19 protein-coding genes are annotated in these 16,089 nt (G+C 70.6%); 11 read left to right on the top strand and 8 right to left on the bottom strand.

Going from position 1 to position 16,089, the window contains the following annotated elements:
* Positions 1–40: 40 nt before the first annotated feature.
* The 5 genes from HQM25_RS00765 (at position 41) to HQM25_RS00745 (ending at position 5,052) form a co-directional block, all read left to right on the top strand.
* A complete protein-coding gene (locus tag HQM25_RS00765; protein ID WP_172988467.1) occupies positions 41–1,063 on the top strand; it encodes a LacI family DNA-binding transcriptional regulator in 1,023 nt (340 codons plus the stop codon).
* Between the two features lie 138 nt (positions 1,064–1,201).
* On the top strand, positions 1,202–2,422 hold the full coding sequence (locus HQM25_RS00760; RefSeq protein WP_172988466.1) for an amidohydrolase: 1,221 nt from the start codon (positions 1,202–1,204) through the stop codon (positions 2,420–2,422).
* A gap of 191 nt (positions 2,423–2,613) precedes the next feature.
* Positions 2,614–3,945: a SufS family cysteine desulfurase gene (locus tag HQM25_RS00755; protein ID WP_172988465.1), complete on the top strand. Its 1,332-nt coding sequence runs from the start codon at positions 2,614–2,616 to the stop codon at positions 3,943–3,945.
* The gene (gene sufU, locus HQM25_RS00750) at positions 3,942–4,397 is read left to right on the top strand and encodes a Fe-S cluster assembly sulfur transfer protein SufU (protein ID WP_172988464.1); all 456 of its coding nucleotides are present in this window, start codon (positions 3,942–3,944) and stop codon (positions 4,395–4,397) included. The genes HQM25_RS00755 and sufU overlap by 4 nt, the downstream gene beginning before the upstream one ends.
* Positions 4,398–4,698: 301 nt before the next feature.
* Positions 4,699–5,052 (top strand): hypothetical protein, encoded by a 354-nt coding sequence (locus HQM25_RS00745; protein ID WP_172988463.1) that lies wholly within the window; start codon positions 4,699–4,701, stop codon positions 5,050–5,052.
* A gap of 53 nt (positions 5,053–5,105) precedes the next feature.
* Here HQM25_RS00745 and HQM25_RS00740 read toward each other — a convergent pair whose 3' ends face one another.
* The 4 genes from HQM25_RS00740 to HQM25_RS00725 form a co-directional block, all read right to left on the bottom strand.
* Positions 5,106–6,080 carry an SRPBCC family protein gene (locus HQM25_RS00740; RefSeq protein WP_172988462.1) on the bottom strand — a complete coding sequence of 325 codons (975 nt, stop codon included), beginning with the start codon at positions 6,078–6,080 and terminating at the stop codon, positions 5,106–5,108.
* 1 nt (position 6,081) lies between these two features.
* A complete protein-coding gene (locus tag HQM25_RS00735) occupies positions 6,082–6,471 on the bottom strand; it encodes an ArsR/SmtB family transcription factor (RefSeq protein ID WP_172988461.1) in 390 nt (129 codons plus the stop codon).
* 225 nt (positions 6,472–6,696) lie between these two features.
* Positions 6,697–6,867, bottom strand: a complete 171-nt coding sequence (locus HQM25_RS00730) for a hypothetical protein (RefSeq protein WP_172988460.1) — start codon at positions 6,865–6,867, stop codon at positions 6,697–6,699.
* A 42-nt stretch (positions 6,868–6,909) separates the two neighbouring features.
* Positions 6,910–7,329 (bottom strand): hypothetical protein, encoded by a 420-nt coding sequence (locus HQM25_RS00725; RefSeq protein ID WP_172988459.1) that lies wholly within the window; start codon positions 7,327–7,329, stop codon positions 6,910–6,912.
* Positions 7,330–7,423: 94 nt separating this feature from the next.
* Between HQM25_RS00725 and HQM25_RS00720 the strand changes: the two genes are divergently transcribed.
* Positions 7,424–7,786, top strand: coding sequence for a TraR/DksA family transcriptional regulator (locus HQM25_RS00720; protein WP_172988458.1), 363 nt, complete (start codon positions 7,424–7,426; stop codon positions 7,784–7,786).
* A gap of 51 nt (positions 7,787–7,837) precedes the next feature.
* Here HQM25_RS00720 and HQM25_RS00715 read toward each other — a convergent pair whose 3' ends face one another.
* Positions 7,838–8,311 carry a DNA alkylation repair protein gene (locus HQM25_RS00715; RefSeq protein WP_254359462.1) on the bottom strand — a complete coding sequence of 158 codons (474 nt, stop codon included), beginning with the start codon at positions 8,309–8,311 and terminating at the stop codon, positions 7,838–7,840.
* A 46-nt stretch (positions 8,312–8,357) separates the two neighbouring features.
* Here HQM25_RS00715 and HQM25_RS00710 point away from each other — a divergent pair, with 46 nt between their 5' ends.
* Positions 8,358–9,464, top strand: coding sequence for a serine hydrolase domain-containing protein (locus tag HQM25_RS00710; RefSeq protein WP_172988456.1), 1,107 nt, complete (start codon positions 8,358–8,360; stop codon positions 9,462–9,464).
* 15 nt (positions 9,465–9,479) lie between these two features.
* Here HQM25_RS00710 and HQM25_RS00705 read toward each other — a convergent pair whose 3' ends face one another.
* On the bottom strand, positions 9,480–10,496 hold the full coding sequence (locus HQM25_RS00705) for a LacI family DNA-binding transcriptional regulator (protein WP_217275171.1): 1,017 nt from the start codon (positions 10,494–10,496) through the stop codon (positions 9,480–9,482).
* A 159-nt stretch (positions 10,497–10,655) separates the two neighbouring features.
* Between HQM25_RS00705 and HQM25_RS00700 the strand changes: the two genes are divergently transcribed.
* The 3 genes from HQM25_RS00700 to HQM25_RS00690 all read left to right on the top strand — a co-directional run bounded on the left by HQM25_RS00700 (position 10,656) and on the right by HQM25_RS00690 (position 14,526).
* Positions 10,656–11,591: a dihydrodipicolinate synthase family protein gene (locus HQM25_RS00700; RefSeq protein ID WP_172988455.1), complete on the top strand. Its 936-nt coding sequence runs from the start codon at positions 10,656–10,658 to the stop codon at positions 11,589–11,591.
* 179 nt (positions 11,592–11,770) lie between these two features.
* Positions 11,771–13,006, top strand: a complete 1,236-nt coding sequence (locus tag HQM25_RS00695) for an Nramp family divalent metal transporter (RefSeq protein ID WP_172988454.1) — start codon at positions 11,771–11,773, stop codon at positions 13,004–13,006.
* 146 nt (positions 13,007–13,152) lie between these two features.
* Positions 13,153–14,526, top strand: coding sequence for a threonine/serine ThrE exporter family protein (locus tag HQM25_RS00690; RefSeq protein WP_172988453.1), 1,374 nt, complete (start codon positions 13,153–13,155; stop codon positions 14,524–14,526).
* Between the two features lie 36 nt (positions 14,527–14,562).
* Here HQM25_RS00690 and HQM25_RS00685 read toward each other — a convergent pair whose 3' ends face one another.
* Both HQM25_RS00685 and HQM25_RS00680 read right to left on the bottom strand, forming a co-directional pair.
* A complete protein-coding gene (locus tag HQM25_RS00685; RefSeq protein ID WP_172988452.1) occupies positions 14,563–15,165 on the bottom strand; it encodes a DUF998 domain-containing protein in 603 nt (200 codons plus the stop codon).
* Positions 15,166–15,216: 51 nt separating this feature from the next.
* Positions 15,217–15,642: a DoxX family protein gene (locus HQM25_RS00680; RefSeq protein ID WP_172991427.1), complete on the bottom strand. Its 426-nt coding sequence runs from the start codon at positions 15,640–15,642 to the stop codon at positions 15,217–15,219.
* Positions 15,643–15,695: 53 nt separating this feature from the next.
* Here HQM25_RS00680 and HQM25_RS00675 point away from each other — a divergent pair, with 53 nt between their 5' ends.
* On the top strand, positions 15,696–16,082 hold the full coding sequence (locus HQM25_RS00675) for a bleomycin resistance protein (protein ID WP_172988451.1): 387 nt from the start codon (positions 15,696–15,698) through the stop codon (positions 16,080–16,082).
* The last annotated feature ends 7 nt before the right edge of the window (positions 16,083–16,089 follow it).

The following is a 16,089-nucleotide window of genomic DNA, read 5'->3' as shown; positions in this document are numbered from 1 at the left end:
GCCGCTTCGCGGCATCCCGAACAGAACCTGAGGTGACGACGTGGTCAGCATCGACGAGGTGGCACGCCTCGCCGGCGTGTCGACGGCCACGGTCTCGCGCGCGCTGAGCGGCCGCGGCCACGTCTCGCCGACCACCCGCACCCGCGTCGAGACCGCGGCGAAATCGCTCGGCTACGTCGTGTCGGCGTCGGCGTCGAGCCTCGCGTCGGGGCGCACGCGCAACATCGGCGTGCTGGTGCCGTTCCTCGACCGGTGGTTCTTCTCGACCGTGCTCTCGGGCGTCGCCAACGCGCTCGTGCGCCACGGCTACGACATCACGCTCTACAACCTGACCGCCGACGGCGAGCAGCGCCGCACGATCTTCGAGGAGTTCCTGCGCCGCCAGCGCGTCGACGGCGTCATCGCGATCGCCATCGAACTCGGCGACGAGGAGACCCAGCGCGTGCAGGAGCTCGGCCTCCCGGTCATCGCCCTCGGCGGACCGAACCCGCGCCTGACCGCACTCACGGTCGACGACGTCGCCGTCGCGCAGCTGGCCACCGAGCACCTCCTGGCCCTCGGCCACCGCGATATCGCCCACATCGGCGCGAGCCGCGAGTTCGACGTCGACTTCCACGTGCCCACGCACCGTCGGCAGGGGTTCGAGCAGGCGCTGATGGATGCCGGCATCCCGGCCGATCCGGTGCGCTTCGAGCCCGCGGACTTCACGATCGAGGGCGGGTTCCGCGCCGCGAAGCAGCTGCTCGGCCGTCCCGGATCGCGCCCCACGGCGATCTTCGCCGCGTCGGACGAGATGGCGATCGGCGCGATCCTCGCCGCGCGGGAGCTCGGCTTCCGCGTGCCCGAAGACCTCTCGATCGTCGGCATCGACGGACACGAGCTCGGCGAGTTCTTCCGCCTCACCACGATCGACCAGTTCCCGCTCGGACAGGGCGAGCGCGCCGCCGACGCGATCGTCGCGGCGCTCGAGCGGGTCGGCGACGACGTCTCGCACGCGCCCGAGCCCGGCATCCTCCCGTTCGAGCTCGTCGTGCGCGGCTCGACGGCCCGGCCCGCGGGGTAGCCCCGCGGGTCTGCTCCGCGAATTCGGTCCGCAGTCACTTGCTGCGAGCGCACGCCGTCCCAGACCGCACGTTCTGACCGCGGAGGCCCCGGGCGGCGCACGCGGAGGCCCCGGGCGGCGCGGGCTAGGCTCGACGCCATGAGTGTCGACCTCGAAGCCCTGTACATCGACCTGCACCGGCATCCCGAACTGTCGTTCCAGGAGACGCGCACCGCGGGCGTGATCGCCTCGACGCTAACCGCACTCGGCATCGAGTTCGAAGAGGGCATCGGCAAGACCGGCATCGCGGCGGTCATCCGCAACGGCGACGGGCCCGTCGTGTGGCTGCGCGCCGACACCGACGGGCTTCCCGTGGCCGAGGCCACCGGGCTCGAGTACGCGAGCACCGCGCGCGGCGTCGATCCCGCCGGCACCGACGTGCCGGTCATGCACGCCTGCGGGCACGACATGCACGTGGCCGCCATGCTCGGCGCGCTCGAGAAGCTCGTCGCCACGAAGGACGAGTGGTCGGGCACGATCGTCACCGTCTTCCAGCCCGCCGAGGAGTACGGCGCGGGCGCCCAGGCGATGATCGCCGACGGCGTGCTCGACCGGTTCCCGAAGCCCGACGTGGTGCTCGGCCAGCACGTCACACCGTTGCCGGCCGGCACGATCGGCGTGCGCAGCGGCACGCAGATGGCCGCCTCCGACGGCCTGCGCGTCGTGCTGCACGGCCGCGGCGGACACGGCTCGCGCCCGCACTCGACCATCGACCCGGTCGTCATGGCTGCCGCCACCGTGATGCGCCTGCAGACGATCGTCTCGCGGGAGGTCGACCCCCGCGACGTCGCCGTCGTCACGGTCGGCTCGATCCACGCCGGGCTGAAGAACAACATCATCCCCGCCGAGGCGACCCTCGAGCTGAGCCTGCGCTACCCCGATGATGAGGCCCGCGCGCGCGTGCTCGAGAAGGTCGAGCGCATCGTGCGTGCCGAGGCTCACGCCTCGGGCGCGGAGCAGCAGCCGGTCATCACCATCGACCACTCGCTGCCGCCGACCATCAACGACGTCGACGCCACCACGCGCCTGCGCGACGCGTTCGACACCGCCTTCGGCGCCGGAACCGTCGTCGACCCCGGCATGTTCACCGGCAGCGAAGACGTCTCGTGGTTCGCCCGCGAGTCCGGCGCCCCGCTCGTGTACTGGTTCTGGGGCGGCGTCGACCCGCAGAAGTACGCGGAGGCCGCCGCCGCCGGCACGATCGACCGCGACATCCCGACCAATCACTCGCCGTTCTTCGCTCCGGTGCTGCAGCCGACCCTGTCGAACGGGGTGTCGAACATCGTCGTGGCCGCGCGGGAGTTCCTCGCGGGCCGTTAGGCGCCACCTGCCCGCGGCCGCGCGTGCGCAACCCCTCAACTCCGAGCCCGATTCCGCGGCAGACGACGAGTGGATGCCGCATGACGGCCGTTCCTCAGGAGTCATGCACGCCGCACGGCAGCCCGCACGGCATCACGGCCGGGCACCGTCACGCCGACCCGGGCCCACCGCGCGCGGCGTAGCCTTGAGGGGTGAGTTCTCCGACTGTCCCCGCCCTCGACGCCGCCACCGTGCGCGCAGACTTCCCGCTGCTGGGTGAAGAGGTCAACGGGCACCGGCTCGTCTACCTCGACTCCGGTGCGACGAGTCAGAAGCCGCAGGCCGTGATCGACGCGGAGGTCGACTTCCTCACGCACACCAACTCCGCCGTGCACCGCGGCGCCCACACTCTCGCGGCCGAGTCGACGGTGCTCTTCGAGGATGCGCGCGAAGCCGTCGCCGGGTTCGTCGGTGCCGAGCCCGAGCAACTCGTCTGGACCAGCGGCGCCACCGCCGGCCTCAACCTCGTCGCGTACTCCCTCGGCAACGCCAGCGTGGGCCGTGTCTCGATACACGGCTCCGCCGCTACTCGACAACCGGTTGGAGCGAGCGCGCGGTTCGCGCTGAAGCCCGGCGACGAGATCGTCGTCACCGAGGCCGAGCACCACGCCAACCTCATCCCGTGGCAGGAGCTCGCCGCCCGCACCGGCGCGGTGCTGCGCCACATCCCCGTGCACGACGACGGCACGCTCGACCTCGCGGCCGCGGCATCCCTCATCGGCGACCGCACCCGGGTCGTCGCGTTCCCGCACGTGTCGAACGTGCTCGGCATCGTGAACCCGGTCGCCGAGCTGATCGGGCTGGCTCGGGATGCCGGTGCCCTCACCGTCATGGATGCCTGCCAGTCCGCACCCCACCTCCCCCTCGACCTCCCGGCGCTCGGCGTCCACCTGGCCGTGTTCTCGGGCCACAAGATGCTCGGCCCCTACGGCATCGGCGGACTCTACGGCCGCGCCGACGTGCTCGAGGATCTCCCGCCGTTCCTCACCGGCGGGTCGATGATCACCACCGTCACCCTCGACGAAGCCGACTACCTGCCGCCGCCGCAGCGCTTCGAGGCCGGCACGCAGCCGGTGTCGCAGGCGATCGGGCTCGCCGCCGCAGCGCGCTACCTCGAGGGCATCGGCATGGAAGCAGCGCACGCCCACGAGGTCGCACTCGAGCGGCGCATGGGCGAGGGGCTGCGGTCGATCCCCGGCATCCGACTGCTCGGCGACGCCACCGGCGCCGAGCGCGTGGGGCTGTGGGCCTTCGACGTGGATGGCGTGCACGCCCACGACGCGGGTCAGTTCCTCGACGCGCGCGGCATCGCGGTGCGCGTCGGCCACCACTGCGCACAGCCGCTCCACCGCCGCTTCGGGCTCACCGCGACGGTGCGCGCGAGCACCTCGGTGTACAACACGCCTGAAGACGTCGACATCTTCCTCGACGCCGTGTCCGGCATCCGCTCATTCTTCGGAGTCTCTGGAGGAACCACCGCATGAGCCTCGAGTCGCTCTACCAGGAGCTCATCCTCGACCACTCCAAGCGCCCGCACGGCAAGGGCCTCGCCGACGAGGAGGGCCGCAGCGCCACCTCGTACCAGCGCAACCCGATCTGCGGCGACGAGATCACGCTGCGCGTGCGGCTCACCGACGCCGGCACGGTGCGCGACATCACGTGGGACGGCGCAGGCTGCTCGATCTCGCAGGCCTCGGCCTCGATGCTGGTTGCGCTCGTGGAGGAGGACGGCGGAGACGAGGGGATGCCGCCGGCCGACGCCACCGCCCTGATCGACGGGTTCCGCGAGGCGCTGCGCTCGCGCGGCAAGATCCCGCTCGACGAAGAGACCTTCGCCGACGCCGCGGCCCTGTCAGGAGTCTCGAAGTTCACCGCGCGCGTGAAGTGCGCGATGCTCGCCTGGGTCGCGTTCGAAGACGCCCTCGCCCGCGCCTGACCGGCGGTCCCGCGGGGGCGCCTGTTCGTGCGGCGCTCCGGTCCCGCCGGCGCCGCCGCTGTTCGTGGGGCGCGTGGCGCGGCATCCACTCGCCCTTCGCCGCAGATTGCGCCCCACGAGCCTCGGTCGCGCCGCTTCGTGGGGCGACAGCGGTGGGTTCAGACGAGTGGATGCCGCGCGAAGCGCCCCCTGAACCGCACACCACCTGCCCACGCGGCCCCGGCCCCGCTAGTGTGAGCCTCGTCCGGACCGGCCGGGCGGGAGGGGCGGGTGTGTGGTGGCAGCAAAGCGTCCGGGCGGCGTGACTCTCGTCGCGGTGCTCGCATGGATCTCGGGGATCCTCAACATCATCGGCGGCATCCTCGTGCTCACGGGGGTCATCGCCGTGCCGGGCGAGGAATCAGCGGCCGCGGGGTGGGTCGCCATCATCTTCGGCACGATCGTGTTCCTCGTGAGCATGGGGCTCTTCCGCGGGTCGAGCGGTGCGCGCTCCCTCACGGCGCTCGCGTTCGTGCTCAACATCGCCGCGGGAGCGTTCGTGCTGCTGACCCACAGCCTGGTCAACGTGAGCGTCATCGTCTCGCTCTTCTTCGCCGTGATCGGCCTGATCCTGCTGTTCACCGGTCGCGCGAACGAGTTCTTCCGCGCGAACTGACGAGTGGATGCCGCACCCGGCCGGGCGCGGCATCCACTCTTCTCAGCGCGGGATCAGACGAGCACGCCCTCCAGTCGCGCGTAGCTGGCCTCCATGCCGTCGGTCATGCCGGTGGCGAGCACCATGTCGCGCGTCTGGCTGTCGGGATACGTGATGATGAGGGTGAGCAGCGTGGCGCCGTCCTCCTCGTAGAGCGACAGGTCGTTCGTCGTCGACGGGTAGTCGGTGCCGATCATGCGCTCGGTCGTGACCGCCCGGCGCGGAGCGTCGAGCACGAGCGTCTCGCCGTCGAAGCCGAAGCCCTGGCCCTCGGTGTCGCCGACCGGCTCCCACCAGTACTTGTACGCGCCGCCCACACGGGAGTCGACCTCGCACTCCGTCATCGCCCAGCCGTCGGGGCCGAGCAGCCACTTCTGCAGCAGCTCGGGCTCCTGGTGCGCACGCCACACGAGGTCGCGCGGACCCTCGATGAGCCGCGTGATGCGCACGTGGGTGTCGTCGAGGATCTCGGTGCGCGTTCCCTTGCCCTCGGAATACGCGCGCAGGTCCTGCAGCACGGCGTCGAGCTGATCCATCGCCATGCGGGAGCCCTCGACAGCGCCCATTGCGATGACCTCGTCGAGCGCGTCGGCCGACGCGAAGTAGCTCACGTTGTGCATGCGCGACCCGGTCTCGGTCGCTTCGAACGTGAAGGTCATGCGCATCGAGGGCATCCCCTCGATGGGCTTGCCGTCTTCGTCGACGAAGGCGTCGAGCACCTCGAAGCTGCGCGGCGCGTCGATCCGCAGGAACTCCCAGCCCCCGCGCGAGGTCTCTCCGGCGGGACCGGTCATGCGGTACCGCGCCACCCCGCCGGGCACGAACTCGAACTCCGTGAACGTGGCCGGCCACCCGGGAGGTCCCCAGAACCGCTCGAGCTGGCTCGGCTGGGTGAACGCGTTCCAGAGCCGCTCGACGGGGGCGGCGAACTCCGCGGTGAGGGTCATCGTGAGAGCCTCGGGGTCGGTGGTGATGTCGGTGACGGGCATGTCACTCTCCTTCGGTCTTGTCGGTGGGATCGTTCGATGAGGGATGCCGCGGTGCGGCGTCTTCGGCGAGGAGCGCGTCGAGGCGGTCGATGCGGGAACGCCACAGCCGCTCGTAGCGGTCGAGGAGCTCGCGGGCGCGGGCGATCATCTCGGGATCCGCCCGCACGCGACGCTCGCGCCCTTCGGCGCGCTTGACGATGAGCTCGGCCGCTTCGAGCACGGCCACGTGCTTCTGCACCGCCGCGAACGACATGTCGTACGAGGCGGCGAGCTCTGAGACCGACCACTCGTCCGTGAGCGTGCGGCGGAGGATGTCGCGTCGCGTCGCATCGCCCAGTGCCCGGAAGAGCCTGTCGATCGCATCATCGTCGAGTCCTAGTTCTACAACCATTTGGTTGTACGTTAGACCCGCGGCATCCGTTCGTCAACCCTCTCTGGGGAAATCCGATCACTCCCGTCGCGCGGCAGACGGCCGGGCTGCCCGCGGCCGGGCCACCGACGCGGCATCCTCATCTCCGGGCGAGATCGAGGTTCAGGTTTGAGGTCCGGCGCATCGGGCGGGGTCGTGATGGCCGACGGGCGGCCGGTCGCCTGGGAGTGGCTTGGGACGCGGGCGCTAGCCGTGCGCCGGACGCAGCGCCCGATCGGTGAAGTAGGTGACCATGCCTTCGGCGTCCTCGACGCCGAAGACGAACCTGCCGGAGGGGGTGGCCCGGACATCGACGACCGTGCCGGGCCCGCGCGCAGTGAGGACTTCTGCGCCGGGCGTGAAGATGGATTCGCTCACAACCCTGATTATCCCTGAGGACGGCGGTCGGGCCGTCGCGGTTCAGGGTCGCTCGGGGCGCCGCACAGCGAAGCCGAGGATCGCCATCTTCAGTGCCAGCAGGAACCCCCCGAGGGTGAGCGGGAGAAGGTCGCGATCGGGCTTGACGAGCGACTCCCGCCAGATGCGCTCGATCGGGTAGCCGATCGACATGATCGCACCGAGCACGCCGAGCACCCGAGCCGGTGCGAGCCGGCTGCGCGAACCGAACAGCGCGAACAGCGTGGCGACGGCCTGCAGCACGAGCATGAACGACGGTGCCGAGAGCGCGGTGCCTTCAGCCCAGTGCCGGTCCGCGATGTCCCGTCGGCGGCGCGGGGCGAAGCCGGGCAGGTCCGGCACGAGGCGCTCGTCGAGCGCCTTCCGCAGCCCCAGCACGCCGAGGACGAGTTGGACGAGCGACACCACACCGAGCAGTCTCATGGCAGCACGCTAGACCGCGGCATCCCATCCATCCAGAGCCAGCGCTTTCGCCCCGGCCGTGATCATCCGGCGACGTGCTCGTAGGCTCGACGCGATGAGCACCGATTCCCGCGCCGCCCATGGCGCGCTTCTCGCGGGGCTGCGGTCCGACGCCGTCGCGCGGCGCGATGCGCTGTCGGCGGCAGCCGCCGAGCTGCGGCGCGATCGCGGTGCCGAGACCGCGGACGACGAGCACGACCCCGAAGGCGTCACGCTGTCGATGGAGTGGGAGCGCATCGAAGGTCTGCGACTCGCCGCCGAGGCCGAGCTCGCCGAGATCGACGAGGCACTCAGTCGTTGGCGCACCGGCGACTACGGTCGCTGCGAGGACTGCGGGCGCAGCATCCCGATCGAACGGCTGCGGGTGAGACCCGCTGCGAGGCGATGCGTGCCCTGCGCGGAGCGGGCCGGCGCCTGAACTGCGGCCGTGACGTGCTCATTCCCCCTCGGGATGCCGCCGCCGGCGCCGTCACACGAGGGAGGCGGCTGCGCGGAGCCCCTCGGCGTCTGCCGCGGCCCACCGGTTCACGATCCGTCGGGCGCGATCGGCCTCGACGCCCGTCAGGCGGGCGAGCAGCGGACGCACGACGTCCACGGCGAGCGGCTCGATGAGATCGCTGACGCGGGCATCGCGCAGGAACCCCTCGATGCGGGTCAGGTCATTGCCGGTGAGGCTGTCGACCTGCCCCTGCAGCAGCACGATCGCCGCGAGGCGAAGCTCGAAGACACCCGTCGCCCACAGTTCCGACGCGAGTGCGGTGATGTCGTCGTGCTCGAGGCCACGGTGGCGCCGCAGCGCGTCACGCACGGTGCCGCGGACCGCCCCGACCGAGGCGCCATACACCCGCAGCCCGCCGACCGACGCGTCCCGGTCCGCCCAGGTGCGCCACTCGGATGCCTCCGCCCGCAGCGTACGGTCAATGAAGGCGGCAGGGGATTCCACACCTCCATCCTCACCCGGCGTCGGCACCAGGTGGCAGACTCCCCGCATGGGTGATCTACAGAAGCTGCTCGACCGCCATCGCGAGGCGGGGACGATCCCCGGAGCCGTAGCTCTCATCGACCGCCCCGACGCGCCACTCGACCTCGTGACCGTCGGCTCCGCCTCCCTCGGCGGACCCGCGCTCCGTTCCGATGCCGTCTTCCGCATCATGTCGATGACGAAGGCGGTGACCGCCGTCGCGACGCTGCGCCTCATCGAGCGCGGCGAGTTCGCGCTCGACGATGACGTGTCGCGGTGGCTCCCCGAGCTCGCCGACCGTCGCGTGCTCGTGCATCCGGACGCCCCGCTGCACGACACCGTGCCCGCCGGCCGTCCGATCACGGTGCGGCACCTGCTCACCAACACGAGCGGCTACGGCAGCATGATGACCGACTCGCCGCTCGCGCGCGCCATGCTCGCGAACCGCACCGAGATGGGGCCCGCGCCTCTCGAACTCGCCGCCGATGACTGGCTCGCAGCCCTCGCCGAACTGCCGCTCGCCTTTCCGCCCGGCGACGGATGGCGTTACCACCACTCGTTCGGCATCCTCGGCATCCTTCTCTCGCGCCTGACGGCGCGCCCCCTCGGCGACCACCTGCAGGAGGATCTGTTCGCACCGCTGGGCATGGTCGACACCGGGTTCGGCACGCCGGATGCCGCAGCGCGCCGGTTGCCCGCCGCCTACCGCCACGACGGCGGGCGGCTCGTGGAGATCGAGCCGGCCGGTGGCGGCTTCGATGCCGGCCCACCGCCTTTCGACGTGAGCCACGGCGAGCTCGTGTCGACGGTCGCCGACTACCACCGATTCCTCCGCGCTCTCCGCGACGGGGAGCTCGTCACGCCGGAGCAGGGGCGTGCCCTGGCATCCGATCAGGTTCCGTCCCACGCGAAGACCGCGGACAGCTTCTTCCCTGGATTCTGGGAGGGGATGGGATGGGGGTACGGCGTCGGCGTGCAGACGTCCGGCCCACGAGCCGGCCGTTACGGGTGGTCGGGCGGACTCGGCACGGACTTCTTCGTCGACGCGGACGGCACGGTGGCGATCCTGCTCACCCAGGTCGAGATGGGCGAGGCGATGATGCCCCTGCTCACCGCGTTCCAGGACGTCGTGTAACCGACTCCGCCGGTCTCATCGGAGTGGACGCGCCGTCGAGGCGCGCGGGATGAGGGTCGGCAGCGCGCGGAGGATGACGGGCGCCGCGCTGTCGGCGGAGGTGAGCAGCTGCATCGCCGCGGATGCGATCTGGTCGAACGGCGTATGGACGCTGGTGAGTGGAACGGGGAGCTTCGACACGAGCGGGATGTCGTTGTATCCCACGACCGAGAGCGTGGCACCCGGGACGAGGCCCAGATTCCCGGCCGCGCTCAGGACCCCGATCGCGAGGTTGTCGTTCGCCGCGAAGACCGCGGTGGGGCGCTCGGATCCGCTGAGGAGAGCGTGGCCGGCGGCGATCCCATCGTCGACTCCGTAGCCCGTCGAGGTGACCCACTCCTCCCGCATCTCGACTCCGGCCTCTCGCATCGCGCGCTCCGCTCCCGCACGCCGGTCCTGTCCGCTCGAGGTGAACCAGGGGCCGGTGACGATGCCGATCTCCCGATGTCCCAGGTCGATGAGGTGTCGCACGGCGAGGTAACCGCCGGCCTCGTCGTCGCCGAGAGACGAGGGGCTCGTTCCGTCGGTGCGCAGCGCGAGGACATGGGGGATGCCGCGTGCGCGCAGCGATGCGGGCAGCGCGTCGTCGATGCGCGCGGTGGCGAGGATGAGTCCGTCGACGCTGCGATCGAGGAGGGTCTCGGTCGCGCGGCGCTCCTCGTCGGGATCGTCGCCGCACGTGGCGACGACGGCGAAGTAGCCGTCCCGGCGCGCGGCCCGTTCGACAGCTTCGAACAGCAGCGCCATGACCGCATCGGTGAGACGTGGGACCAGCACCCCGATGGTCGCCGTCGCCCCGCGGCGCAGGCCCGACGCGAACACGTTGCGCCGGTATCCGAGTTCGTCGGCGATGGCGCGCACGCGCTGCGCGGTCGCCGAGCGCGACGCCGGCGTGCGTTCGTCGAGCACGCGGCTCACCGTCGAGATGCTGACCCCGGCCGCCTCGGCGACCTCGCGCAGCGTCACGATGTGCCGCTCGATCCGATCCGTCACGATCCCTCCCGTCCGTGAGCCTAGCAACGTTCACGCGAACGTTTGCAGATTGGGGGTTGACACCGTCGGGATGGTGTCCCACAATCGATGCAAACGTTCTTGCAAACGTTCCCGCAAACGTTATCAGCTCGTCGCCGAGCCCCAACCAGAGGAGAAATCATGACTCTCGACCTTCGCGGCCTGAACCCCGCCCCCGTCACCCCCTTCACCGAAGACGGCGATGTCGACTTCGACGCCATCCAGCGCCTGGGCTCCTGGCTCGGCTCGATCGACGGCGTGAAGAGCCTGGTCGTCCTGGGTCACGCCGGCGAGGGAACGTTCCTCACCGACGACGAGCAGGCCGAGGTCATCCGCGCCTTCGTCGCCTCGACCGACGGACGCGTTCCCGTCATCGCCGGCATCACGAAGGAGGGCAACAAGACCGCCGCCCTCGAGGCGAAGGCCGCCGTCGCCGCCGGTGCCGCAGCCGGGCTGGTCTACCCGTCGCACGGCTGGCTGCGCTTCGGCTACCAGGACGGCGCTCCGCAGACCCGCTACCGCGACATCTACGACGAGTCCGGGCTGCCGCTCATCCTGTTCCAGTACCCCGACAACACGAAGGCGTCCTACAACCTGGACACCCAGCTCGAGATCGCCGGCCAGGAGGGCGTGTTCGCCACCAAGAACGGCGTCCGCAACATGCGGCGCTGGTACACCGAGATCCCGGCGCTGCGTGCCGCATACCCGGAGCTGCAGATCCTGTCGTGCCACGACGAGTACCTGCTGCCCACCATGTTCGACGTCGACGGACTGCTCGTCGGGTACGGCAACATCGCCCCCGAGGCGCTCGTCGAGCTCATCGCCGCGGGCAAGGCGCGCGACTACGAGGCGGCGCACGCCATCCACGAGCGACTGCTGCCGGTGACCAAGAACGTGTACCACCGCGGTTCGCACATGGAGGGCACCGTCGCACTGAAGTGGGGCCTGGTGCACCGCGGCATCCTCGACCACGCGACCGTGCGAACCCCGCTGCTGCCGCTCACCGACGGCGCCGACGCGGAGATCGCCGCCGCGTTCGCCTCAGCCGGACTCGGCAAGGTCGCCGTCTCCGTCTGACCCGTGAGGGGTGCGGTGCGAACCGCACCCCTCCGGCATCCGGCCCACCCGGCCGCCCCGAGCATCACGTCGAAGAAGACCTGACAACTCTCCAATGAAGGAGCAGAACCATGGCTCAAACAACCCGTCACACCTCCACCACCCCCGGTACCGGCTATGGTCGAGTCTCGACAGAGACCATGAAGTCCATCGTCGATTCGCACAAGCGCCGCCGCAGCTTCTGGCAGCAGCTCGCCCTCATCGGCCCGGCGTTCGTCGCGGGCGCCTGGCAGTTCGGCCCCGGCAACCTCACCACAGCTGTTCAGGCAGGAAGCTCGTTCCAGTACGCGCTCATCTGGGTGATCGTCGTCTCGACGATCCTGATGATCTTCCTCACCGACATGAGCGTCCGGCTCGGGATCAAGTCCCCCGTTTCGCTCATCGCCTCGATCAAGGACCACCTCGGCACCTGGGTCGGCGTCGTCGCCGGCGTCGGCGTGTTCCTCATCACCCTCTGCTTCTCCGTCGGGAACGCCGTCGGATCCGGACTCGGCCTCTCGCTGCTCTTCGGCGGGAACCCCGTGATGTGGACGGTGATCTGCACTGTCGCCGTCGCAACCCTCCTGCTGCTGCGCAACGTCTACCGGGTCATCGAGAAGCTCCTCGTCGTCATCGTCGGGCTCATGGCCGTCGCGTTCATCGTCAGCGCCTTCGTCGCCAACCCCGACTGGGCCGCGGCCGGAAGCGGCCTGCTCCCCACGGTTCCCGACGGCTCCTGGCTGCTCATCGTCGCTCTCGTCGGCACGAACTTCTCGATCAACGCCGCGTTCTATACCTCCTACGGCACCAAGGAGCGCGGGCGCACCGAGGCGGACTACCGCGACGTGACCGTCGTCGACACCATCCCCGGCATCATCGCGCCCGGGATCATGACGGCCCTGGTCCTCGTGGTCGCCGCATCCGTCCTCGGTCAGACCGGGCAGTCCGCTCCCACGATCGCCGCTCTCGCCGGCATCTTCGAGCCCCTCGCAGGGCCGATCGGATCGACCATCTTCGCGCTCGGATTCTTCGGCGCAGCGTTCTCCTCGATGATCGCCAACGCCACCGCGGGCGGCACGATGCTCTCCGACGGACTCGGACGCGGGGCCTCGTCCAGCTCCCCGGCCGCCAAGATCATCAGCGGCGCGATCCTGGCCTTCGGAGTCGCGGTCACGCTGATCTTCCAGGGCTCGCCCATCCAGCTCATCATCGTCGCGCAGGCGCTCACCGTCCTGATCGCCCCGGTTCTCGCGATCCTCATCATCGTGATGGCCAACCGCTCCCGGCTGATGGGCGACATGAAGAACCGCTGGTGGCAGAACCTCCTGGGGATCGTCGGACTCGTCGCCGTCTTCGCCCTCTCCGTGCGGCTCGTGATGACCCTCGTCGGAGGCTGACGAACCGATCGCAGCGCCCCGTGCCGCCTCCTGGGCGGCCGGGGCGCTTGCTCCCGTCCCGTGAGCCACCGGCAGCGGAGCCGACTCCGCCCGGCTGCGCGCATACGCCACGGGCACGTGCCAGACTCGCACTACCCGAGACGATCATGGACACCGCTCTTCTTTCGATGCTCCTCGCGGCCGGTGTGATCGCCGTCGCGGCGATCGTGCTGCTTGTCCTCAGTCCCCGGGGTGCGCGTGACGTCGTCGTCGATGCCCGCGAGGCGACGTTCACCGGCAGCGTGCCCATCTCCCCGGCCGACCAGCCGGATGCGCAGCTGACGCTCGCCGCCGCCGAGGCGATCGGTCGGGCGATGACGCAGGCGGGCTACTCGGTCGAGACGGTGCAGAACGCCATCTCGGATATCGCGCGGGTGAACGGCCTGCCCGAGACAGAGGCCCTCGTCTTCCCCAGCGCCCTGCTGGTGTCGGCGCGTGGGCAGGGGCAGCATCAGACCGGCGCGGTCGTCAGCGATGACATCCGGCTGCTGCTGTCGCAGATCGATGAACTGCAGCGCACGGTGGATGCCGCGCGCAAGGGGGTTCTGAGCCCCCGGTCGGTGGTCGAGAAGATCGCCCGCATCCGCGAGATGCCGCCGGTGTACGGGCCGGTGCCGCGGGTGGTGGCGTACGGCTTGCTCAGCGGTGCGCTGTCGGTGCTGCTCGGCGCGTCGTGGAGCGGCGTGCTGCTCGCCGCGGGCCTCGGCCTGGTCGCCGGCACCACCATGCTCGTGGCCGAGCGGATGCCGCGCCGCTACGGCGCCCTCAACACGGTGGCGCTGTCGTTCGGCGTCGCGGTGGTGGTGTTCCTCCTGCTGCGCGCGGGGCTGGGCTACGGCATCCTCCCCGCCCTCTTGGCGCCCCTGGTGCTGCTGCTGCCCGGCACGCTGCTCACGACGGCGATGCTCGAGCTCGCCACGGGCAACCTCATCTCGGGCGCGGGGCGGCTCGCCGGCGGCGCGACGCGACTGCTGCTGCTGGGCGCCGGCATCGCGACGGCCGCCGTGGTGGTCGGGATCCCCGACGTCGACATCGACATCGAGGGCACGGCGCTCGGCCCCCTCGCACCGTGGATCGCGGTCGCGGTGCTGGGCGTCGGGATCTCGGTGCACTCGAGCGCGCCCCGACGCGCGCTCCCGTGGATGCTGCTGGTGCTGTACGTCGCCTATGCCGTTCAGGTGCTGAGCGATCAGCTCGTCGGCGGCGTGCTGTCGGCGTTCATCGGGGCGCTGGTGCTCACGCCGGTGACCGCGCTGGTCGCCCGCCAGCCCACCGGGCCGGCCGCCCTCGTGACCTTCACGGCCGGCTACTGGCTGCTCGTGCCCGGAGCCCTCGGTCTCATCGGCGTCACCTCCCTGCTGGAGCAGGACTCGGCCGCGGCCGCCTCGCTGCTGGCCACACTGTCGACGATGCTCGCGATCGCACTCGGTGTGCTCGCGGGTTCCGCGGTGTCGAACCGGCTGGACCGGCCCGCGCTCTGAGAGCACGTCACCCGCCGATGGCGCGTCGCTTCCCGGTCACACGACGCGCAGCGCGCTGATCGTGGCGAGCACCACCCACGCCAGGTAGGCGAGCAGGCAGAATCTGTCCGGCCAGCCGATCCGGATCTCCGGCGAGCCGCCCTGCCCGTGGGCGGGGGCAGCGGCGCGGAGGAACCACACCAGGGTGGCGAAGGGAACGACAGACGCGATCGCAAGCAGCCAGCCGAGCGCCGGCGCAACCCCCACCCCCGCGAGCAGCGCAGCCGGTGGGAAGCCGGCGAGACACAGCCCGCCCATCACCGTGTGCACCCTGCCCACGCGCGTCGCCTCGGCACGCGAGGTCATGATCGGATCGGCGTCGATGAACGCGGCACCGAACGCGCCCACGGCCACAACGACCAGACCCAAGGTCCACGCGCCGCCGAACGGCCACAACGCGATGCATGTCGCGGCAGGGCCGATGGCCATCGTGACGAAGGCGACGCGCATGACCCACCCGTGCCGCCCGAGCGAATACTCGCTGATCATCCGCCACGACGGGTCGTACTCGGGCTCGAGCACGTGGAGCAGGGCGATCAGCCCCACCGTGATCCCTCCGGCGACGAGCGCCGTGACGGCGGCGATGGCAGCGACGCTCAACGCCGGCCGGCAATACCTGCAGTGACCACGCGCATCCTCATGCCCGGCACTCTATCCGTGCGCACGCTCCGATGCCGGGTGCCGCCACGGGCCTGCGCTCCACAGCGCCCACGCGATCAGGACCGGCTGGAGGAACAGCCGGATGAATCGGGCGCGGTCGGTGCGCAGCAGCGGCGCCGAGCGTCCGGTGCGCCAGTGATGGACGTTCCCCGGGAAGACGGCGACGAAGAAGGCCGCGGTCAGCGCCCCGACGGTGCGACGCTCACGCGGAAGCGCGACCAGTGCGCCGCCGAGCATGATCTCCACGACTCCCGAGGACACGACGATCGCATCCTTGTCGAGGCCGGTCGCGCGGGGCGCCCAGTCGGGAACGGCGATCTGGAAGCCTCGCCGCGCCCAGAAGAGGTGGCTGAGCCCCGTGAAGACGAGGAATCCGCCGAGAAGAATCCGAACGCTCACTCGCGCAATGCGAACCATCGTCATCGCGCCAGTCTTGCAGGCGGTGGGCGTCGTCCTGGCACCATTGACCCATGCAGGCGACCACCGGTCTCGATCGGGCCGTTCCCCACCTCCCCTCCCGCGACTTCGACCGCACCGAGAGGTTCTACGGAGGTTTCGGATTCGAGCGCGTGTTCCGCGACGAAGGCTGGATGATCCTGACTCGTGGCGGGCTTCAGCTGGAGTTCTTTCCTCACCCGGAGCTCGACCCGGCAACCAGCAGCTTCATGTGCTCGCTCCGTGTCGCCGACGTGGACGAGCTCTACGCGGCCGTCGAACGCTCCGGGGTCGCGGAGCGGACTGTCGGGATGCCGCGACTCCACCCTGTTCGCCTGCAGGAGTGGGGTCTGAGAGCCGGGTATCTGATCGACCCCGACGGCACGCAGCTCGCGCTGATCGAACAGCCCTCGACGACGTGACTCGGGC

The sequence above is a fragment of the Microbacterium hominis genome, from assembly GCF_013282805.1.
In the GTDB taxonomy this organism is placed as follows: Bacteria; Actinomycetota; Actinomycetes; order Actinomycetales; family Microbacteriaceae; genus Microbacterium; species Microbacterium hominis_B.
The sequence above is the reverse complement of the archived record's forward strand: the minus strand, read 5'-3'. Positions and strand labels throughout refer to the sequence as shown.